A 20,786-nucleotide genomic window follows, 5' to 3' on the forward strand; every position below is an offset into this window, starting at 1 on the left:
CGAACTGACAACTCCTTAAAAAGTTTACCACATAGGTATATAGAAAACAAAATCTTACTAATAATATATCTGAATCCAATTTGAATTTACAATGCCCTCCTTAGCTAATCGCAGAATCTTTTACGCTTAAAAAAGTCTTCGACAAGCCCTGACTGACATATCGTTGCAAAATTGACACATAGATTTTGTAATAATATATCTGAAACCAATTTAAAGGCAAAATGTCCTCCTGAGCTTGTCGAAGGATTTTTAACACGTACAAAATCGACTACAAAGACACATAGTAAACATACATTTTGTGTTATAAAATTGAAAACAATTTAAATGTACAGGCTCATATATAAACATCCGCTAACGCGAGCGTCATGCTCGTGCAATCGACAATACTTCTCTGATAACATTCTATACTGTTTTTTTTTGTAAATCGAATTCAGAAAGTACGAGCGAGTCGCTCGCACCAGCATTGCATTGAGTTTTAACTGATAACTCTTGAAAACAAAATATAACTAATAATATATCTGAATCCAATTTAAATTCACAATGTCCTCCTGAGTTTGTCGAAGGATCTTTTACACTCAAAGAAGTCTTCGACAAGCTCTGACTGACATATCGTTGCAAAATTGATACATAGATTTTGTAATAAAATATCTGAAAACAATTTAAATCTACAGACTCATATATAAATATCCGCTAACGCGAGCGTCACGCTCGTGCAATCGACAATACTTCTCTGATAACATTCTATACTGTTTTTTTTTTGTAAATCGAATTCAGAAAGTACGAGCGAGACGCTCGCACTAGCATTGCATTGCTTTTAAACTGATAACTACTGAAAACAAAATATAACTAATAATATATCTGAATCCAATTTAAAGGAAAAATGTCCTCCTGAGCTTGTCGAAGGATTTTTAACACGCTAAAAAGTTTTTATCAGAATCAGACAGAAAAAGCACTAACTGAACTGTAACTACTAAAAACTTAGAACAAAATACAAACTGGCGTTGGTGCAGCAATCTCACTTACAAAAGTTAACGTACCCGTAGCAATATCTCTTTTAAAAGAAACAATATTATCGGTATCTTGGTTTGCAACTAATAAAAATTGCTCATCTGAAGACAATGAAAAGTTACGAGGATTTTTTCCTAAAACAGGTTCGTAACCAATAGTAATTAAGCTTCCATCTTCAGCATTTACGGCATAAATCACAATAGATTCGTGCCCACGGTTGGAAGCATATAAGAATTTTCCGTCTTTAGAAATATGAATATCTGATGCTTTGCTATAATCTGTAAAGTCTTTTGGCAAGGTAGAAATTGTAAAATCTACAAAATACGCTTCCTCTTTTTCTTTCACCAAAGAAACCGTATTGTCTAATTCATTTAAAACATAAATCCATTTATTATTTGGATGAAACGTTAAGTGTCTTGGGCCTGCTCCTTCTGCCATTTTTAAAGACTTTTGTTTTGTATAAGCAAGTTTATCTTCATTTATTGTAGAAAATAATAATTCATTGGTTCCTAAATCTACAGAAATAACTTCTTTTTTTGCTGGATGAAACCACGCGGAATGCGCATGAGGTCCTTTTTGTCTGTCTGTTGTTCCTTTACCAACATGTTGTTGCACATTTAATAACTCTGATAATTTACCAGAAGCATCTGCCTTTAATAAACCAACACTTCCGCCACCATAATTTGCCGTAACCAAATAATTATCATCATTTATAGCTACAAAACAAGGCCCTGCTCCACCAGACTTTTCGTTACTTATCAATAGTAAAGAATCATTTTCAATTTTAAAAGATTTTATAAATCCATTTACATTGGTTTCTCCAACTGCAAAAAGTATTTTATCATCTTTCGATTTTGCTAAAAAAGTAGGATTTATCGTTTCTGCAACCAAGCCTACTTTTCGTAACTCTCCTTTTTCTGAAAGTTCGTATTTATAAATTCCTTTAGAATCTTTATTGGTGTACGTACCAACATAAAAGGAATTAGTATTAACATCTGTGTTTGTTGTTGCTGTTTTAACTTTTTCAGATTTACATCCGAAGAAAAATATGGATAACAAAACGATTGGTAGTACTTTCATAATTTAAAATATTTTAAAAATTGGCAAACGTAAATGTGCTGGTTCGTAATGAGGTGATTTTTGATAAATAAAATCCAATTGCGCTTTTGGATTATTTCCAAACTCAGTATCTGTATTCAGTTTTTCTAAAAACTCTTTTTCTATTGATGGATTATTACCTAAAAAAGAGGTTGCAATATCTTCAAAAACATAAGCAGAATACCCTTCTTTTTGTTGTAAAACAGTATCGAAAAAATTCCAATTAAAAAAAGAATCTGTTGCTGCAGCTTCCAACGTTTCTAACAAATACCGAACTCCGTTTTGATTTGTAGAAATGTAAATATCTCCTTTTCTAAATTGAAAATCTTGAGTTACCCGTTTTACTGTGGTATTGTAATGTAAATAATGACCTTCGTAGGCTGTTTTTCGAGTTTCAAATTCAGCAATATGATTTACTTCCACTGCAATAATTGTATCATTTTTTAAACGAGTAAATTCAATTTTATTGTTTTTTAATCGCTCTAAAACTTTATGCCAACCTTGTTCTAAAATATACCCTTTCGGAATTTCTACAGACTGAGTCGCTACAAAATTATTGTAATATTTTACGGGTTTTGTGTAGGGCTTTGTAGTATCATAAAACAAACGTTTTCCGGTAGTTACTTTGCTATCGATATACGTTGCTTCATATCCTTTAAACTGTAATTCTGTAGGTTTTTCTTTATCAACCTTAAATCTAATAGGATAGGTTTTCTTAGACAACACCTCATCAACAGCATTGGCTCTTAATTCTTTAATTTTATCAGAATGATCTTCTGTAAAATCTAACGCAGAAAACAACAATTCATACGTTTGCTCCACTCTTATTTTATAAGGTTTTAACATGTGCGTTTCCACCATTAATCCTAAAGTATTAAACAAAGTTGTGTATCCTGTAGAGTATCTTGGAGAATCGAAAAACTGAGAAAACCCTGCTTCTGGCGTTGTTCCCCAAACATTTACATAAGGTGTAATTGAAATTCCTTTTTGCTCTAGTGAATTCTCAATACTCGGACGCATCTGTGTCTCTAAAAAGTTACCTAACTTACCTCCTAGTTTATTGTGCTGCGTAAATAAATGTGTAATTGCATATTGATAATCGGCTCCATTACTTACATGATTGTCTATAAAAACATCCGGATTTACAGTATGAAAAACGTCTGCAAAAGCCGCTGAATTTCTAGAGTCTTGTTTTATAAAATCTCTATTTAAATCGTAATTTCTTGCATTTCCTCTAAATCCGTATTCATTTGGGCCATTTTGATTGGCTCTTGTGTGCGAATTTCTATTTAAAGAACCGCCAACATTGTACACCGGAATCACACAAATAACAGTGTTTTTATATTTTTCTATTAAAGAAGCGTTTTCCACAATATCCCTAAGCAACAACATGGAAGCGTCAATTCCGTCTGATTCTCCTGGGTGAATTCCGTTGTTAATTAATATTCTATTTTTGGTTGATTTTTTAATTTCATCCACATTAAAAACTCCTTCTCTATTATAAACAATGAGGTGCAAAGGTTCTCCGGAATCTGTTTGTCCGAATGAAAATAAAGATATCGAAGAATGCGCTTCAGCTAAATCTTTATAATATGAAATGATGTCTTTGTATTCTGGCGTTTCGGTTCCGTTAGACTTTTCGAAAAGTGTTGTGAAATCTTTTTTTTCTTTAGATAATTGATCACAAGAAAATAGCAACAATAAAATAGTAACTAAAAAAAATACTCTAAAAGGTTTACACATGTTTATTTAATTCTTACCGTTTTAGGAACTAGCTTCGTGTAGTCTCCGTCATTTCTAATTACATCTCTTACAATAGATGAAGAAATATAAGAAGTGCTTGCTGCGGTTAATAAAAACACGGTTTCTATAGGCGCTAAATCTCGGTTTGTATGTGCAATTGCTTTCTCAAACTCAAAATCTGCGGGGTTTCTTAAACCTCTTAAAATAAAATCGACATTGTTTTCTTGACAAAAATGAACTGTCAACCCTTTATAGGTAACCACTTTTATTTTAGGTTCGTGCGCAAAACAGTCTTCAATAAATTTTTTACGTTCCTCTAAAGTGAACATATATTTTTTGTCAGCATTTACACCGATGGCAATAATTAGTTCATCAAACAATTTTACACCTCTTGCAATGATATCAAAATGACCTAATGTTATTGGATCAAATGATCCTGGGAAAATTGCTCTTTTCATTTTTTTTAAAATTTTGATAATTTTGATAATTTTGACACATGAAACACGACAGATAATGAATCTTTCAATATTATTACTTTATAATAGAATCAATTATCTAAGGAGTCTATAAAATTTGATATTTTTTGTTGTAATTTCTGAATTCTTTTTTCTAAATCGAGAAAAACTTCATGAGACATGAAGTTTAAATTATTACAAATTATAATTTGTGTTTCCCATTCAAAAGCAGAACCTAAACTATGTTCTAAAAAAGAAACAAAATGTTTATTAGTCCTTTTACTTGTTCCTTCGGATATATTAGAAGGAATAGAAACAGCACACCTATTTAATTGACTCACCAAACCAAATTTTTCGAAATCAGGTAAAGTTGACGTAAATTTATAGTTTAAGCTAACTAATTCTATTGCTTCTTGCCAAATTTGTAACTTTTTAAAATTATGTCTTTTCATAGCTTTGCATTTTTTGATGTTTTCAAACCAAGAATTATTCTGGTTTCTACAATATACATAAATTAGTTTTTACGTGTTGTTTCAAAAACATCCTGATTCAACGACACAACAGTGATAATCTTGCCTCGTGCTTCAAAAACATCCTGTTTCAATCACACAACAGTGATAATCTTGTTTCTATACAAATGCCGACTCAATCGCACTTTCAAATAATTCTTCTAAAGAAATACCTGCCACTTTTGCTTGTTGCGGTAAAATACTTTCTTCGGTTAAACCTGGTACCGTATTCATTTCTAGGAAATGTGGTTCTCCGTTAACCAAAATATATTCTGAACGTGAAAAACCAGACATATTTAAAATTTTATATACCTTTTTTGCTATTTCTTCTACTTTAATTTTTTCTTCATCAGAAATTCTAGCAGGAGTAATCTCTTGAGATTTCCCTTCGTATTTAGCTTCATAATCAAAGAAATCGTTTTCTGTAACAATCTCTGTAATTGGCAATACTGTCGTTTCTCCTTTATAATGAATTACACCAACAGAAACTTCTGGTCCGTCTAAGAAAGACTCAATTAAAATTTCTGTATCTTCTTTATATGCTTTTTCTAAAGCAGGTAACATTTCTGCTTTTGTATGCGCTTTAGAAATTCCGTAACTAGAACCCGCGTTGTTAGGTTTTACAAAACAAGGCAACCCAACTTTGTTAATTATAGCATCTAAATCTACAACATCTCCTTTATTTAAGTACACAGAAACAGCCGTTTTAATGCCATATTCTTTAACAACACTTAAAGTATCTCGCTTATTAAATGTTAATGCCATTTGATAAAAAGGTGCAGAAGTGTGTTTTAAATTTATCAAATTAAAATACGCTAACAAGGTTCCGTTTTCTCCGGGCGCGCCATGTATTGCGTTAAAAACACAATCGAAAATAACAGAAGTACCATTCAATGAAAAAGAAAAATCGCTTCTATTTATTGGATATTCTTGATTATCATCATCTAAAGCAACCCATTTATCTTTTAAAATATGGACTCTATACGGATTGTATTTCTCTTTATTTAAGTGCTTGTACACTACATTTCCACTGGTTAGGGAAATATTAACTTCGGATGAATAACCACCCATTACAATTGCAATATTCTGTTTCATGGATTCTAAAATAATAAAACAAATTTATCAAAATAATTATAGAAATAGCAACGTTTAGTTTTTATATCTTTGTGCGTTCTAAAAATCAAAAAATGAGTGTTTTTCAATTTATTAAAAGTAAGTCCTTCTTTATACAAGTTATTATTGCAGGTGTAGGTTTGTTGGTCTTTATTTTTGCTTTAAAATATTGGTTAGGCTATTCTACCAATCACGATCAAAAAATTCAAGTTCCAAACTTGCATAAAATGTCTTTAGAAAATGTACAGCTAAAGTTAGAAGAATTAAATCTAGATTTTATTGTTATAGATAGCGCGAGCTACAATCCAGATTATCCAAAAAAATCTGTAATTGAACAATCTCCAGAAACAGGGGATTTTGTAAAAGAAAAACGTAAAATTTACTTAACCTTAAATCCTTCTAAATATAGAGATGTTACTGTTCCTGATTTAAACGGAAGAACAAAAAGACAAGCTACTTCTCATTTGCGCTCTATTGGTTTTAATATTGGTACAAACCCAATTTCTGTTAGAGATATTGGTAAAGATGTTGTACGTGGATTGCGTTACAAAGGAGAAATTCTAAATCACGGAGATAAATTACCTTTAAACTCTATCGTAGATTTAGTTTTAGGTGACGGAAACGGAAACTAGTATTCAGTATTCAGTATTCAGTATTCAAAAATAAAAAATTAAACTGTTAAAGGTTGATATTCGATGAATGTCTACTTCGACTTAAAAAATAAATTTTGCAAGAAAATCAACCTCAAGATATAGAAAACGACGATTTATACGAACATCACAGATTTACAGCTAGTGAAGGACAAGAGCCTTTAAGAGTTGATAAATTTTTAATGAATTTTGTAGAAAACGCCACCAGAAATAAAATTCAACAAGCTGCAAAAGCAGGTAATATTTTAGTGAATGATGCGGTTGTGAAATCGAATCATAAAGTAAAGCCAAACGATGTAGTTAGAGTTGTTTTAACATATCCACCAGCAGAAAACTTATTGGTGGCAGAAGACATTCCTTTAGACATCGTTTATGAAGATGACACCGTAATTGTAGTGAACAAACCTGCAGGTATGGTAGTACATCCAGGTCACGGAAATTATTCTGGTACTTTAGTGAATGGCTTAATTCATCATATAGAAAACTTACCAACTAATTCTAACGAAAGACCAGGTTTGGTGCATAGAATTGATAAAGATACTAGTGGTTTATTGGTAGTTGCAAAAACCGAATTCGCCTTAGCTCATTTATCTAAACAGTTTTTTGACAGAACTACAGAGCGTTTGTATTACGCCTTAGTTTGGGGAAATGTAGAAGAAGATGAAGGTACAATTGAAGGAAATATAGGTCGTAGTTTAAAAAATCGTTTACAAATGTCAGTTTTTCCTGATGGTGATTTTGGAAAACATGCTGTTACACATTATACAGTTTTAGAGCGCTTAACATATGTAACTTTAGTACAATGTAAATTAGAAACAGGTAGAACACACCAAATTAGAGCACACTTTAAACACATTGGACACACGCTTTTTAATGACGAACGTTATGGTGGAGATGATATTTTAAAAGGAACAACCTTTACCAAATACAAGCAATTTGTAAATAACTGTTTTAAAGTTTTACCAAGACAAGCGTTACATGCAAAGACATTAGGTTTTACACACCCAAAAACGGGTGAGTTTATGCGTTTTAATTCTGAAGTACCGTCAGATATTACAGAATGTCTAGAAAAATGGAGAACCTACTCTGAGAATTCTAAGGATATTGAATTAGATTAACTAATTTTAAAAAAGCTACTTTCCTAAACAGAAAGTAGCTTTTTTTATTTAAAATAGAAAATACTTATCAAAAAACAACATCACTATTACATTTAATTATAACAGTATTAAATATTACTCTTAAAATACATTTAAGAAATCTATAAACATTTGTATTTTTATACTCTAATTATTTCTGAATTACATCATATGAAAATCATAATATCACCAGCAAAATCTTTAGATTTCGAAAGTAAAGTACCAACAAGTTTACATACACAACCTCGTTTTTTAGACAAGTCTGAAAAGTTAAATAAGAAACTAAAAACACTTTCTAAGAAAAACTTATCTGAATTGATGAAAATTTCTGATGATTTATCTGCTTTAAATTATGATAGAAATCAATCTTGGGCAACTCCTTTTACAACCGAAAATGCAAAACAAGCTATTTATGCATTTACAGGTGCCGTTTTTCAAGGAATTGATGTGAATTCTATTGAAGAAGAGAAAATTCCATTATTACAAAATAATCTAAGAATCTTATCTGGTTTGTATGGTTTATTAAAACCTTTAGATTTAATTCAGCCGTATCGTTTAGAAATGGGAACGCGTCTAAAAGTAGGTACCAAAGATAATTTGTACAAATTTTGGGACGATACTGTTGCCAATGCTTTGAATAATGAATTAGAAGATGGTGAATTATTAGTGAATTTAGCAAGTACAGAATACTTTAAAGTAATTCCTAAAAAGGTTTTAAAAGTACCAATGATTACACCTGTTTTTAAAGATTTTAAAAACGGAGAATATAAAATTGTAATGACGTACGCTAAAAAAGCACGTGGTTTAATGGTACGCTATATTATAGACAATAACGTTAAAACTATAGAAGATTTAAAAGGTTTTAATGTTGATAAATACCGTTTTTCTGGAGAGTTATCTACCGGAAATGATTTGGTGTTTACAAGGTAAAAATAGTTTACAGTATTCAGTGACAGTTTTCAGTTTTCCACTGTGAACTCTTACTGAATACTGAGACTGCAAACTGCCCACTGATTAGCAATCTACAATTCTCACTGTAACTGCCAAACCACCTTCTGAGGTTTCTTTGTAATTTTTATTCATGTCTTTTGCGGTTTCCCACATGGTATCTATTACACTATCTAAATGCACCAAAGCTTCTTTAGGGTCTGTTTCTAAGGCAATTTCTGCCGCGTGAATCGCTTTTATTGCGCCCATAGAATTACGCTCTATACAAGGCACTTGTACCAAACCTCCAATAGGATCGCAAGTTAAACCTAAATGATGTTCCATAGCAATTTCTGCAGCCGACAAACATTGAGCTGCTGTACCTCCTAATAATTCTGTTAAAGCAGCTGCTGCCATTGCAGAAGAGACTCCTATTTCTGCCTGACAACCTCCCATGGCTGCAGAGATTGTAGCATTTTTCTTAAATACACTCCCAATTTCGCCAGCAGTTAATAAGAATTTTTTAACGTGACTAAAATCTGCTTCGTGGTTTTCTATCACTAAATAATACATTAAAACAGCAGGAATTACACCTGCACTTCCGTTTGTTGGAGCCGTTACTACCCTACCCAAAGCGGCATTTACTTCATTTACAGAAAGGGCAAAACAACTTACCCATTTTAAAATCTCTCTAAACTTTACTTCTGTACTTCTAATGGCAGTAAGCCATTCTTTAGGGTTTGTATAACTGGTATCTTTTATTAATTTTTTATGCGTATCAAAAGCACGTCTTTTTACATTTAAACCTCCAGGAAGCCTTCCTTCTGTATGACAGCCTGTATGCATACATTCTAACATCGTATCCCAAATTCTGTGCAATTCTTTATCTATATGTTCTGCAGAATTTAATTCTAATTCATTTAAAAGAACAATATCAGAAATTAATAAATTTTCTTTTTCACAATACTCTTCAAGCTGTAAAGCTCTATTGATTGGATACGGAAAGTTCTTTTTATTGATTTCTATTTCTTCTTCTAAATGATCATTTTCTTGCACAATAAAACCGCCACCAATAGAAAAATAAGTTTGTGTAGAAACTTCATCGCCATTAAAAAAACCTCTAAAAGTAATTCCGTTTGCATGAAATGGTAAAAAGGCTCTATTAAAGACAATTGATTCTTTATAAAAAGGCACTTCTTTTTCTCCGTTTAAAGAAAGTACTTTTTTATCTTTAATATCATCAATAATAGTAGCAATGTTTTCTATAGGTAAGTATTCTGGATCTGCACCGCTTAAACCTAACTGAATTGCCAAATCGGTAGCGTGTCCTTTTCCTGTTAAAGACAGAGACCCATATAAATCTACCTGAATAGCATCAACCAAATCAAAGTTATTATTTTCTTTTAATTGAAGGATCCATTGTTCGGCAGCTCGCCAAGGGCCAAGTGTATGAGAACTTGAGGGGCCAACACCTATTTTAAGCATATCAAAAACACTAATAAATTGCGACATTCGTAAGATTTAATTAAGAATAGCGGTAAATGTAAAAAATCCAACTCAATGAGTTGGATTTTATTATCAAAAATATATTTTATATTAGTTGTATATCGATTCCTTACCAAATTCTACCGCTAACATATAGTAAACGACTGCTCTATATTTATTTCTTTCAGATTTACCAATTGCTTCCACAACTTTGTTAATTGCTTCATCTAATTTTGGACCATCAGCTAAACCTAACTTTTTAATTAAAAAATTATTTTTAACAGTTAACAACTCTTTTGCATCTGAACCAGATACGGTTTCGGCATCTTTTTTATAAATAGATGGGCCTAGTCCTTTTGTTACAGCTTTTAACAAGTCTGAATCATATTTTAGACCTTTATCGTCCATAAACTTAGAATACTGTGCTACTTTTTCGTCAAATTTACTCATGATTTTTTTTAGAATTTTAGATTTATAACTTATAGATTTACTTTGTCTGAAATAGAACTATCCAAATATAAGGAATTAAAAATTATATTCAAATATTCTTCCTATCCAATATATTAGATACATTTTGTGTCATTATGTCACATCAATTTAAAATATTTTTTTAAAATAACTGACATTTGCTAGTCAAAAAGGGGTTGGCACAGCATTTGCCTAATAGAAAATGTAAAATTGAATTAAAATTTATTAAAATAAATATTATGAGTAAAATAATTGGAATTGATTTAGGTACAACAAACTCTTGTGTTTCTGTAATGGAAGGAAACGAGCCAGTTGTAATCCCTAACGCAGAAGGAAAAAGAACTACACCATCTATCGTTGCCTTTGTAGAAGGAGGAGAACGTAAAATTGGTGACCCAGCTAAGAGACAAGCTGTAACAAACCCTACTAAAACTGTTTATTCTATTAAACGTTTTATGGGTAACAAATTTTCTGAATCTACACAAGAAGCTACAAGAGTTCCTTATAAAGTAGTAAGAGGAGATAATGATACACCTAGAGTAGATATTGATGGTCGTTTATATACGCCACAAGAAATTTCTGCAATGGTGTTACAAAAAATGAAAAAAACTGCTGAAGATTATTTAGGAACTGAGGTTACTGAAGCAGTTATTACTGTACCAGCATATTTTAACGATGCACAACGTCAAGCTACAAAAGAAGCTGGTGAAATTGCAGGTTTACAAGTAAAAAGAATTATAAATGAGCCAACTGCTGCTGCATTAGCTTATGGTTTAGACAAATCTCATGACGATAAGAAAATTGTTGTTTTTGATTTTGGTGGTGGAACACATGATGTTTCTATCTTAGAATTAGGAGATGGAGTTTTTGAAGTATTAGCTACAGATGGTGATACACATTTAGGAGGTGATGATGTTGATGAAAAAATCATTAACTGGTTAGCTGAAGAGTTTAAAGCGGATGAAGATTTAGATTTACGTAAAGATCCAATGTCTTTACAACGTTTAAAAGAAGCTGCAGAAAAAGCGAAGATTGAATTATCTTCTTCTGCTTCTACAGAAATTAACTTACCATATGTTACTGCTACTGCTAGCGGACCAAAACACTTAGTAAGAACTTTATCTAGATCTAAATTTGAGCAATTAATTGACGATTTAGTAAAAAGAACAATAGAGCCTTGTCAGACTGCTTTAAGAAATGCAGATTTAACAATCTCTGATATCGATGAGATCGTATTAGTTGGTGGTTCTACAAGAATACCTGCTGTACAAGAAGCTGTTGAGAAGTTCTTTAAAAAAGCGCCAAGTAAAGGTGTAAACCCTGATGAAGTTGTTGCTTTAGGTGCTGCTATTCAAGGTGGAGTTTTATCTGGAGATGTAAAAGATGTATTGTTATTAGACGTTACTCCTTTATCTTTAGGTATTGAAACTATGGGGAATGTTTTCACTAAATTAATTGATGCAAACACAACGATTCCTACAAAAAAATCTCAGGTATTCTCTACAGCAGTAGATAACCAACCATCAGTAGAAATTCACGTTTTACAAGGTGAAAGAGCGATGGCTGCAGATAACAATACTATTGGACGTTTCCATTTAGATGGTTTACCTCCTGCACAAAGAGGTGTACCTCAAGTAGAAGTAACTTTTGATATTGATGCAAATGGTATTATTAAAGTTTCTGCTTTAGACAAAGGAACAAACAAATCTCATGAAATTAGAATTGAAGCTTCTTCTGGATTATCTGAAGATGATATCAAAAAAATGAGAGAAGATGCAGAAGCAAATGCGGATGCTGATAAAAAAGCTAAAGAAACTGCAGAAAAAATTAACGAAGCAGATTCTATGATTTTTCAAACAGAAAAGCAATTAACTGAGTTTGGTGATAAATTATCTGCGGATAAAAAAGCACCAATCGAAGCTGCTTTAGTTGAATTAAAAGCTGCTCACGAATCTAAAGATTTAACATTAATTGATACTGCATTAGCAACTATCAATGAAGCTTGGAAAGTTGCATCTGAAGAAATGTATGCTGCACAAGGTGGTGCTGAAGGAGCAAATCCTGGAGCTGAACAACAAGGTCAACCAGAAGCTGATGCTCAAGGAGACAATGTTGAAGATGTAGATTTCGAAGAAGTTAAATAAGCAGAAAACAACTTTTGCTTTTTAGCAAAAGTGAGTGAATCGCTTATTCCGACGAAAGGAGGAATCTTCACATAAAGAAAAACATATTTTCTTACAATACTAAAAACGCAATCATTAATTTGATTGCGTTTTTTTATTAAAAATGTATCTTCGCTCCTCTAAAGAAAAAAAATGCTATTCAATTCTATTGAGTTTTTATTGTTTTTACCTGCAGTCTTTTTTTTGTATTGGCTAATATTTAAAAAAATAGAATTACAAAATGGATTAATATTAATAGCCAGCTATGTTTTCTATGGTTGGTGGGACTGGAGATTTTTGTCACTAATACTTTTAAGTACAATAGTAGATTACACATTAGCTCTAAGGTTAAAGAAGAATAAAAATAATCTACAAAGAAAATACCTCCTTTGGACTAGTATCATTTTTAATATAGGTTTATTAGGCTATTTTAAATACTACAATTTTTTTATTGATAATTGGATTCAACTCTGGGCAACCTTTGACATAAAGATGCATGAAAGTTCCTTAAACATTATTCTTCCTGTAGGAATTTCTTTTTATACTTTTCAAACACTCAGTTATACAATTGATGTTTATAGAAACAAATTAGAACCAACAAAAAACTTTATAGCCTTTGCAAGTTTTGTTTCATTCTTTCCACAATTAGTTGCTGGTCCCATTGAGAGAGCTTCTAATTTATTACCTCAATTTTTTATAAAAAGAAAATTTGAATATCAATTAGCAAAATCCGGAATTAAATTAATACTCTGGGGAATGTTTAAAAAGATTGTAATTGCTGATAATTGTGCTATTTATGCAAACGATATATTTAGCAACTACAACGAGTTAAGTGGGGTTACATTAATTTTGGGTGCCATCTATTTCTCTTTCCAAATTTACTGTGATTTTTCTGGATATTCTGATATTGCTATTGGTACAGCAAGATTATTTGGTTTTAAATTAATGAGAAACTTTAACTACCCTTATTTCTCAAGAGATATTGCAGAATTCTGGAGACGTTGGCATATAAGTTTATCAACTTGGTTTAGAGACTACCTGTATATCCCACTAGGTGGTTCTAAAGGAAGTAAATTTCAACAAATTAGAAATGTTTTTGTTATTTTTTTAGTGAGCGGATTCTGGCATGGTGCCAACTGGACATTTGTAGTTTGGGGTGGACTTAATGCACTATTTTTTCTACCACTCCTACTAACTAACAACAACAGAAAAAATATAAATATTACTTCAGAAAACAAATTATTTCCATCAATTAAAGAATTAGGTCAAATAGTTTTCACTTTTACTTTAACCACTTTAGCTTGGGTCTTTTTTAGGTCTGAAACTATAACGGATGCTTTAAACTACTTAAGATTAGTTTTCTCAAACGAAACGTTTCTAAAACTTAATTATTTATCAACTATAGAAAGATTCTCTTTTGAAATAATATTTTTATTACCAATTTTATTATTATATGAATGGTTTTACAGAAAAGAAGAAACTCCCTTTAATGGAAAATTTCAACTGATTAATGAAACTATAATTCTACTTTTATTACTTGTATTTGGTATTTACTCTAATTATTCTAATTTCATTTATTTTCAATTTTAATGATTCGATTTTTAAAATATATAACCATTAGGCTGATTATTCTCTTCATATTGATGATTATTCTTGATTTAATTTTCACTCAAGTCTATTTTCATACAAATGTTATCAGAAATAAAGTTCAATATGTTTTTAAAAACAAAAACACACAATTTGATTATATTTTTTTAGGTTCCTCTAGAGTTGAATTTCATATTAACACAGATTTAATAGATAGCATCACACAAAAAAAGAGTCTTAATTTAGGTATTTCAGGACAAAGTTTACCTGAAAATTTTTTAATGTTAAAACTATTAAAGGACAATAAAATTAAAGCGAAAAGAATCTTCTTACAAGTGGATGAATCTAACTTAAGGTCAACTACAGAAAAGAGAAACCTTCTTGGAGCAAGTTATTTTATGCCATACATCTATTTAAATAGTAGCATTAAAAATCATATGAAAATTTACGATGCAAATTATAAATATGATGCTTATTTTCCTTTTTACAGGTATATAAAATACAACCCTAAAATTGGGTATAGAGAATTACTACTTACTCTAGGTGGAAAAAAAAGAGCTGATAATTTTTTTATTGGATTAAAAACAACGTTTGACAAAAAAAACGAGACTTATCAATTTGTAAAAAAATATAATAATTCATTGTTAACTAAGATTAAAGAGTATGCTAAAGAAAATAATATTCAAATAACACTTTATACTTCTCCTTACTACAACCGAAAAAACAACCAAGAGTTCGACTTATTTTGTAAAGAAAATAATATAATCAATTATACTGGTTCTATTAAAAGTATAAAATACTTTAAAGATTTAGGTCATTTAAATAATAAAGGCGCTCGTCAATTTACGCTATCCATAATTAAAAATTTTGGCTTGTAAGCTAGTATTATGAAAACCTACAACAAAACCAATTTCTTTAAACATACTTTTTGTGAATTCAAACAAATAGAAAATTTTGAATTCCCTGAAGACACCAATTATAAAAGTAAATCTGAAAGTATGTATTTTTATACCAAAGAAGGTGTGTATAGAAAATCGAATCATTGGGGAAGAGTTGCCAATTGCAGATGGAAATTACTAGCAAACGAAGACTATAAAAACCAACAAATAGTAATTGGTTTTGCAAAATGGACGGACTTCTACCCTATCAATTCTACAAAAAAAATCTTTTTTATTGATGTAGATTTTGATAAGAAAACAGCGATAATTCAACCTAAAAAAGAAAAGCAAACAGAAGAATCTCTTTTTACGTTAACAGAAGCGCAACAAAAAATAAAACAGATTTCCATTTTATTTAAAGAAACCAAATGGGCAAACTATTTTGAAGATGATATAGATACTACTCGTTATAAAGTAATTACAGAATTCATCAACAGCAATAAAACATTACAAGAAATTAAAAGAGAATTATAAAGGAATTCCGTGGTTATTCTTAATTTCTCCCATCACAAAAGTACTGTGAGCACTTCCAATACCTTTAACAGAGCCCAAACTTTGTAACACAAACGATTGGTAATGTTTCATATCTTTTACCATCACCTTTAATAAAAAATCAAAATCGCCAGAAGTGTTATAACATTCCGTTACTTCTTTAAGAAACATAATATCTTTTACAAACTGATTCCCTATTTCTTTGGTGTGTTCCTTCAGCTTCACATTACAGAATACAATTAAAGAAACATCTAACTTTTCGCTACATAAAACAGCCGTTGTTTTTTTTATATACCCTTCTTTTTTTAAGCGTTTAATGCGATCAAAAACAGGCGTATTTGTAAGATTTACACGCTGAGCAAGTTCTTTTGTAGTAATATCTGCGTCTTTTTGTAATAAACGAAGTAGTTGTAAATCAATTTCATCAACTTGATACATAGAATATTTTTCTTTTTTAAGTTCAATTACAGTACATAAAAGTATTTTACACTGTCTTTGAATCAAAAATAGTTTTATATTCTGAATATGAATCAAAATACATTATTTTTATTTATAAGTTATAGGTTTGTACAGTAATTAAAACTTATAACTATGAAAACTACTATTTTAGGGCATCCAAGAATTGGAGAAAAAAGAGAGCTAAAAAAAGCAATTGAAAGTTACTGGAAAGAAAATATAGATGAAACAACGCTATTAAAAGTTGCCAGCGACATTAAAAAGAAGAACTGGTTAAATCAGAAAGAAATAGGAATCGATATTATTCCTTCTAATGATTTTTCTTTATACGATCAAGTATTAGACATGTCGCTAACCTTAAATTGTATTCCTAAAAGATTTAGAGAATTAAAAAACAAGGTTTCTTTTGTCGATTTATACTTTGCAATGGCACGTGGTTTTCAGAAAGATAGTTTTGATATTGTAGCAATGGAAATGACAAAATGGTTTGATACAAATTACCATTATTTAGTTCCTGAATTTGAAAAAGAACAAAAATTTGAATTAAATTCTTGTAAAATCATAAGCGAATATCGCGAAGCGCTAAAAGAAGGTGTTAAAACGAAACCTGTATTAATTGGTCCTCTAACTTATTTATTGGTTGGAAAAGAAAAGGAAAACGGTTTTCATAGATTGGAATTATTAGATCGTTTATTACCTACTTATATTCAATTAATTGAAGAATTACAAAACGAAGGAGTAACGAATATTCAGTTTGATGAGCCTTATTTATCTTTAGATTTAACAATAAAAGAGCAAGAAGCTTATTTTAAAACTTATACTCTTTTAAAAGCTAAATTCCCTAACATTACATTTATTTTAGCTAACTATTTTGGTAATCTAAACGATAATTTAAATCTAACATTGTCTTTACCTGTTGATGTTTTACATGTAGATTTAGTGAGAGGTTTAGATGAGTTAGATTCTATTTTAGTTCATCAAAATAAAAACCAAATACTGTCTTTAGGTATTGTTGATGGAAGAAATATTTGGAGAAATAATTTTGATACTTCCATAGAAATTATCAACAAAGCTAAAGCGATTAAAGGCGATAATCTTTGGATTTCTTCCTCATGTTCTTTACTTCATAGTCCTTATAATTTAGAAAACGAAAAAGACGGTTCTATTCCGGAAGAAGTAATGCAATGGTTGGCTTTTGCTAAACAGAAATTACAAGAAATTGTATTGCTTAAAAAAATAGCTGAGAATAATTTACAAGCATCAGATATTAAAGAGATAGAAGCAAACAAACTCGCTTTTATCAATAAGAACAACTCTACACTTATACATAACAACCAGGTTAAAAATCGTATAAATGCATTAACGGAAGCAGATAGTTTAAGAAATAATATTTTTGTAGAAAGACAAAAAACACAAAAATCAGCATTAAAACTCCCTCTTTTTCCAACAACAACAATTGGTTCTTTTCCACAAACAAAAGAAGTTAGATCTTTAAGATTAAAATACAAGAAGCATCAATTATCCGAAGAAAAATACAACTCCTTTTTAGAAAAAGAAATTACGAGCGCTATCAGGTTTCAAGAAAATATTGGTTTAGATGTTTTGGTTCATGGTGAATTTGAACGTAATGACATGGTAGAATATTTCGGAGAAAGATTAGCTGGTTTTGCTTTTTCTAGTTTTGGTTGGGTACAAAGTTATGGTACAAGATGCGTAAAACCGCCTATTCTTTTTGGTGATGTGTCTAGAGAAAACCCAATGACCGTAAAATGGACAGAATACGCACAGAGTTTATCTAAAAAATACGTAAAAGGAATGCTTACAGGGCCTGTAACAATTTTACAATGGTCTTTTGTGAGAGATGATCAACCAAGAGCAGCAACATGTAATCAGATTGCATTGGCCATACGAGACGAAGTTGCTGATTTAGAAAAAGCAGGTATAAAAATTATTCAGATTGATGAACCTGCTATAAGAGAAGGTTTGCCTTTAAGAAAGGATAATTGGGCAACATATTTAAAATGGGCAGTAAATGCGTTTAAAATATCGGCAAGTGTTGTTAAGGATGAAACGCAAATTCACACACACATGTGTTATTCTGAGTTTAACGATATTATTGCAAATATTGCTGATATGGATGCCGATGTAATTACCATAGAAACTTCTCGTTCTGAAATGGAATTACTAGATGTTTTTGTCGATTTTAAATATCCCAATGAAATTGGACCAGGAGTTTATGACATTCACTCACCACGAGTGCCAAAAATAAATGAAATTGAACATTTACTTATAAAAGCAACAAAATTATTGCCACCAGAAAATATTTGGGTGAATCCAGATTGTGGTTTAAAAACCAGAGATTGGCCAGAAACAATTTCTGCTTTAGAAAATTTAGTTGCTTCTGCGAAATTAATGAGAGAAAGAGTAGCAACCACAGTTTAGTAAAAACAGAACAGTTTAAGAATTAGTCTTAGGCTGTTCTCTTTTTTTACGCAAACATATTGTATTTTTGATTTAAAATATACTATATGAACATACCACAAACTAGTTTTCCAAGAGTTGTAATTATTGGTGGTGGTTTTGCAGGTTTAGCGGCAGCTAGAGGTTTAGAAGAGCAAGAACTGCAGGTTGTGTTAATTGATAAACACAATTACCATACATTTCAACCGTTATTATATCAGGTTGCAACAGGTGGCTTAGAACCAGATTCTATTGCCTTCCCTTTAAGAAAACGTTTTAACGATGTGGAAAATTTCTATTTTAGATTAACAGAAGTAGAAAAAATAAATCAAGAAAACAATACTATTGAAACTGCTATTGGAAACCTAGAATATGATGAATTAATTATTGCTACGGGTTCTACAACCAACTTTTTTGGAAATACAAATATCCAAAAATACACGATGGAAATGAAGTCCATTCCGCAGTCTTTAAATATTAGAAGTCTAATTTTAGAGAACTTCGAAGAAGCTTTATTAACCTCTAATATTGAAGAAAGAAACGCTTTAATGAATTTTGTTATTGTTGGTGGTGGACCAACAGGTGTAGAATTAGCTGGTGCTTTGGCAGAGATGAAAAAAGGAATCTTACCTAAAGATTATCCTGATTTAGATATCCGTCAAATGCAAATAAACTTAATACAAAGTTCTGATTGTTTGTTAAAAGGAATGAGTGCAAAATCTTCTGAAAAAGCAGAAGATTTTCTGATAAAACTAGGTGTAAATGTTTGGAAAAATTTACGTGTTTTAGATTATGATGGAAAAACAGTTACCACAAATGGAGAAGATCATTTTAAGGCAGAAACTGTTATTTGGGCTGCTGGCGTAAAAGGACAAATGATTGATGGCCTAAACACTGAATGTGTTATTGAAAGAGCCGCTAGAATAAAAGTAAATGAATACAATCAAGTTTTAGGGCACCCAAATGTGTATGCCATTGGCGATGTTGCTTGTATGTCTTCAGAAAAAACTCCTTTCGGACACCCAATGATGGCCCAACCTGCTATTCAACAAGGTCGGTTAGTTGCAAAAAACATATTGGCAAAACTCTTCAATAAAAAACAAGAAGTATTTGTATATAAAGACAAAGGCTCTATGGCAACTATTGGACGTAATAAAGCCGTTGTAGATTTAAAAAACTGGAAATTTCAAGGAGTTTTTGCTTGGTTTGTTTGGATGTTTGTCCACTTATTTTCTTTAATAGGTTTTAGAAACAAAGCCATTGTATTTCTAAATTGGGTATATAATTATATTCGTTTCGATAGAGAGACCCGATTAATTATTAGACCTTATAAAAATAAAAACAGCTTTAGTTTTAGAAAATAAATGGCAGAAAAAAGAATCATAAAGTGTCCGAACTGTGGGGTTTTTAACACCAATAAAGAATATTGCACAAACTGCAACACCCTAATTTCTCATCAAAAGAAAAGAGAACTCAAAGCCGATATTGTAAAACAAAATGAAATTGACAAGGTTATTCATGAAAGAGAAAACCCCAATTTAACAGAAAGATTAAAAAAACATCCTAATATTTTATATAAAATTACCGGTTGGATTTTATATTCTGCCTTTACTATTGTTAGTATTATTGGTGCTGGTTTGGCTTGGTTTATTGCAATGGTTGCTGCCGGATAAAATGAAAAAAATACTCTTTTATTATTTTTTAATTTCTTTATTGACAGGAACCACCATCTATTTTCTTCAATATTTCTCCGTTCCTTTACCTAAATTCATTAGTTTTTATGTGAATGATTTTTTAATCATTCCGATTGTTTTATTCATCTGTTTACAAATTTTAAAATGGTCTAAAAACAATAAAAGTTACACGTTGAGTTTCCCTATAATTCTATACGTTTGTTTTATGTATAGTCTTTTATTCGAATTTATTTTCCCTAAATACTTAGCAAGATATACCACGGATATTATTGATATTCTTCTTTATTTTGCAAGCGGATTTGTATTCTACTATCTTCAAAAAGATAAATACTGATAAAATTTCGAAAGAAAACATTCGCATTTAATACCAAGTGCTATTGCAAAAAAAATCTTCTTTAGAAAGTT

At 30.8% G+C, this 20,786-nt stretch carries 18 protein-coding genes; 10 read left to right on the top strand and 8 right to left on the bottom strand.

Translation table 11 applies throughout. The annotated features are described in order from the left end of the window. Positions 1-978: 978 nt before the first annotated feature. The 5 genes from GQS57_RS10745 to GQS57_RS10765 form a co-directional block, all read right to left on the bottom strand. The gene (locus GQS57_RS10745) at positions 979-2,088 is read right to left on the bottom strand and encodes a lactonase family protein (RefSeq protein WP_165732858.1); all 1,110 of its coding nucleotides are present in this window, start codon (positions 2,086-2,088) and stop codon (positions 979-981) included. A 3-nt stretch (positions 2,089-2,091) separates the two neighbouring features. Then, positions 2,092-3,849: a M14 family metallopeptidase gene (locus GQS57_RS10750; RefSeq protein WP_165732859.1), complete on the bottom strand. Its 1,758-nt coding sequence runs from the start codon at positions 3,847-3,849 to the stop codon at positions 2,092-2,094. 2 nt (positions 3,850-3,851) lie between these two features. After that, positions 3,852-4,307, bottom strand: coding sequence for a pantetheine-phosphate adenylyltransferase (coaD, locus tag GQS57_RS10755; protein WP_165732860.1), 456 nt, complete (start codon positions 4,305-4,307; stop codon positions 3,852-3,854). 89 nt (positions 4,308-4,396) lie between these two features. Next, positions 4,397-4,756: a four helix bundle protein gene (locus GQS57_RS10760; protein ID WP_165732861.1), complete on the bottom strand. Its 360-nt coding sequence runs from the start codon at positions 4,754-4,756 to the stop codon at positions 4,397-4,399. Between the two features lie 177 nt (positions 4,757-4,933). Continuing rightward, a complete protein-coding gene (locus GQS57_RS10765) occupies positions 4,934-5,908 on the bottom strand; it encodes a D-alanine--D-alanine ligase (protein WP_165732862.1) in 975 nt (324 codons plus the stop codon). 92 nt (positions 5,909-6,000) lie between these two features. On the opposite strand from GQS57_RS10765, the gene GQS57_RS10770 reads away from it, so the two are divergent. From GQS57_RS10770 to yaaA, 3 genes are all read left to right on the top strand, one after another. After that, the gene (locus tag GQS57_RS10770; protein ID WP_165732863.1) at positions 6,001-6,558 is read left to right on the top strand and encodes a PASTA domain-containing protein; all 558 of its coding nucleotides are present in this window, start codon (positions 6,001-6,003) and stop codon (positions 6,556-6,558) included. Between the two features lie 95 nt (positions 6,559-6,653). Next, a complete protein-coding gene (locus GQS57_RS10775) occupies positions 6,654-7,694 on the top strand; it encodes an RluA family pseudouridine synthase (RefSeq protein ID WP_165732864.1) in 1,041 nt (346 codons plus the stop codon). A 189-nt stretch (positions 7,695-7,883) separates the two neighbouring features. After that, a complete protein-coding gene (gene yaaA, locus GQS57_RS10780; protein ID WP_165732865.1) occupies positions 7,884-8,642 on the top strand; it encodes a peroxide stress protein YaaA in 759 nt (252 codons plus the stop codon). An 84-nt stretch (positions 8,643-8,726) separates the two neighbouring features. Here yaaA and GQS57_RS10785 read toward each other — a convergent pair whose 3' ends face one another. Together GQS57_RS10785 and GQS57_RS10790 are read right to left on the bottom strand one after the other, a co-directional pair. Next, positions 8,727-10,151, bottom strand: a complete 1,425-nt coding sequence (locus GQS57_RS10785) for an L-serine ammonia-lyase (RefSeq protein ID WP_165732866.1) — start codon at positions 10,149-10,151, stop codon at positions 8,727-8,729. Between the two features lie 84 nt (positions 10,152-10,235). Then, a complete protein-coding gene (locus tag GQS57_RS10790; protein ID WP_165732867.1) occupies positions 10,236-10,574 on the bottom strand; it encodes a DUF2853 family protein in 339 nt (112 codons plus the stop codon). A gap of 257 nt (positions 10,575-10,831) precedes the next feature. Between GQS57_RS10790 and dnaK the strand changes: the two genes are divergently transcribed. The 4 genes from dnaK (at position 10,832) to GQS57_RS10810 (ending at position 15,753) form a co-directional block, all read left to right on the top strand. Further along, a complete protein-coding gene (gene dnaK, locus GQS57_RS10795) occupies positions 10,832-12,736 on the top strand; it encodes a molecular chaperone DnaK (protein ID WP_165732868.1) in 1,905 nt (634 codons plus the stop codon). 171 nt (positions 12,737-12,907) lie between these two features. Next, the gene (locus GQS57_RS10800) at positions 12,908-14,344 is read left to right on the top strand and encodes an MBOAT family protein (protein WP_165732869.1); all 1,437 of its coding nucleotides are present in this window, start codon (positions 12,908-12,910) and stop codon (positions 14,342-14,344) included. Between the two features lie 53 nt (positions 14,345-14,397). After that, positions 14,398-15,219: a hypothetical protein gene (locus tag GQS57_RS10805; protein WP_165732870.1), complete on the top strand. Its 822-nt coding sequence runs from the start codon at positions 14,398-14,400 to the stop codon at positions 15,217-15,219. A gap of 9 nt (positions 15,220-15,228) precedes the next feature. After that, positions 15,229-15,753 (top strand): hypothetical protein, encoded by a 525-nt coding sequence (locus GQS57_RS10810; protein ID WP_165732871.1) that lies wholly within the window; start codon positions 15,229-15,231, stop codon positions 15,751-15,753. Here the strand turns inward: GQS57_RS10810 and GQS57_RS10815 are convergent. Next, entirely contained in the window at positions 15,748-16,209 is a 462-nt protein-coding gene (locus GQS57_RS10815) for an Lrp/AsnC family transcriptional regulator (RefSeq protein WP_165733172.1), read from the bottom strand. The two genes, GQS57_RS10810 and GQS57_RS10815, sit on opposite strands and share 6 nt — an antisense overlap. Positions 16,210-16,362: 153 nt before the next feature. On the opposite strand from GQS57_RS10815, the gene metE reads away from it, so the two are divergent. From metE to GQS57_RS10830, 3 genes are all read left to right on the top strand, one after another. Then, entirely contained in the window at positions 16,363-18,669 is a 2,307-nt protein-coding gene (gene metE, locus GQS57_RS10820; RefSeq protein ID WP_165732872.1) for a 5-methyltetrahydropteroyltriglutamate--homocysteine S-methyltransferase, read from the top strand. Between the two features lie 86 nt (positions 18,670-18,755). Further along, positions 18,756-20,051 carry an NAD(P)/FAD-dependent oxidoreductase gene (locus tag GQS57_RS10825; RefSeq protein ID WP_165732873.1) on the top strand — a complete coding sequence of 432 codons (1,296 nt, stop codon included), beginning with the start codon at positions 18,756-18,758 and terminating at the stop codon, positions 20,049-20,051. Continuing rightward, positions 20,052-20,360: a hypothetical protein gene (locus GQS57_RS10830; RefSeq protein WP_165732874.1), complete on the top strand. Its 309-nt coding sequence runs from the start codon at positions 20,052-20,054 to the stop codon at positions 20,358-20,360. It begins immediately after the preceding gene. The last annotated feature ends 426 nt before the right edge of the window (positions 20,361-20,786 follow it).

The sequence above is a fragment of the Polaribacter sp. 20A6 genome, assembly GCF_011378915.1.
Lineage (GTDB): Bacteria > Bacteroidota > Bacteroidia > Flavobacteriales > Flavobacteriaceae > Polaribacter > Polaribacter sejongensis.

What these genes read in the sequence shown, in the direction of transcription:
- GQS57_RS10765 (WP_165732862.1), bottom strand. Translation starts at nt 5,908, where the DNA reads ATGAAACAGAATATTGCAATTGTAATGGGTGGTTATTCATCCGAAGTT.
- GQS57_RS10785 (WP_165732866.1), bottom strand. Translation starts at nt 10,151, where the DNA reads ATGTCGCAATTTATTAGTGTTTTTGATATGCTTAAAATAGGTGTTGGC.
- GQS57_RS10760 (WP_165732861.1), bottom strand. Translation starts at nt 4,756, where the DNA reads ATGAAAAGACATAATTTTAAAAAGTTACAAATTTGGCAAGAAGCAATA.
- GQS57_RS10825 (WP_165732873.1), top strand. Translation starts at nt 18,756, where the DNA reads ATGAACATACCACAAACTAGTTTTCCAAGAGTTGTAATTATTGGTGGT.
- GQS57_RS10745 (WP_165732858.1), bottom strand. Translation starts at nt 2,088, where the DNA reads ATGAAAGTACTACCAATCGTTTTGTTATCCATATTTTTCTTCGGATGT.
- GQS57_RS10770 (WP_165732863.1), top strand. Translation starts at nt 6,001, where the DNA reads ATGAGTGTTTTTCAATTTATTAAAAGTAAGTCCTTCTTTATACAAGTT.
- GQS57_RS10810 (WP_165732871.1), top strand. Translation starts at nt 15,229, where the DNA reads ATGAAAACCTACAACAAAACCAATTTCTTTAAACATACTTTTTGTGAA.
- GQS57_RS10830 (WP_165732874.1), top strand. Translation starts at nt 20,052, where the DNA reads ATGGCAGAAAAAAGAATCATAAAGTGTCCGAACTGTGGGGTTTTTAAC.
- GQS57_RS10805 (WP_165732870.1), top strand. Translation starts at nt 14,398, where the DNA reads ATGATTATTCTTGATTTAATTTTCACTCAAGTCTATTTTCATACAAAT.
- dnaK (WP_165732868.1), top strand. Translation starts at nt 10,832, where the DNA reads ATGAGTAAAATAATTGGAATTGATTTAGGTACAACAAACTCTTGTGTT.
- yaaA (WP_165732865.1), top strand. Translation starts at nt 7,884, where the DNA reads ATGAAAATCATAATATCACCAGCAAAATCTTTAGATTTCGAAAGTAAA.
- metE (WP_165732872.1), top strand. Translation starts at nt 16,363, where the DNA reads ATGAAAACTACTATTTTAGGGCATCCAAGAATTGGAGAAAAAAGAGAG.
- GQS57_RS10815 (WP_165733172.1), bottom strand. Translation starts at nt 16,209, where the DNA reads ATGTATCAAGTTGATGAAATTGATTTACAACTACTTCGTTTATTACAA.
- GQS57_RS10800 (WP_165732869.1), top strand. Translation starts at nt 12,908, where the DNA reads ATGCTATTCAATTCTATTGAGTTTTTATTGTTTTTACCTGCAGTCTTT.
- coaD (WP_165732860.1), bottom strand. Translation starts at nt 4,307, where the DNA reads ATGAAAAGAGCAATTTTCCCAGGATCATTTGATCCAATAACATTAGGT.
- GQS57_RS10790 (WP_165732867.1), bottom strand. Translation starts at nt 10,574, where the DNA reads ATGAGTAAATTTGACGAAAAAGTAGCACAGTATTCTAAGTTTATGGAC.
- GQS57_RS10750 (WP_165732859.1), bottom strand. Translation starts at nt 3,849, where the DNA reads ATGTGTAAACCTTTTAGAGTATTTTTTTTAGTTACTATTTTATTGTTG.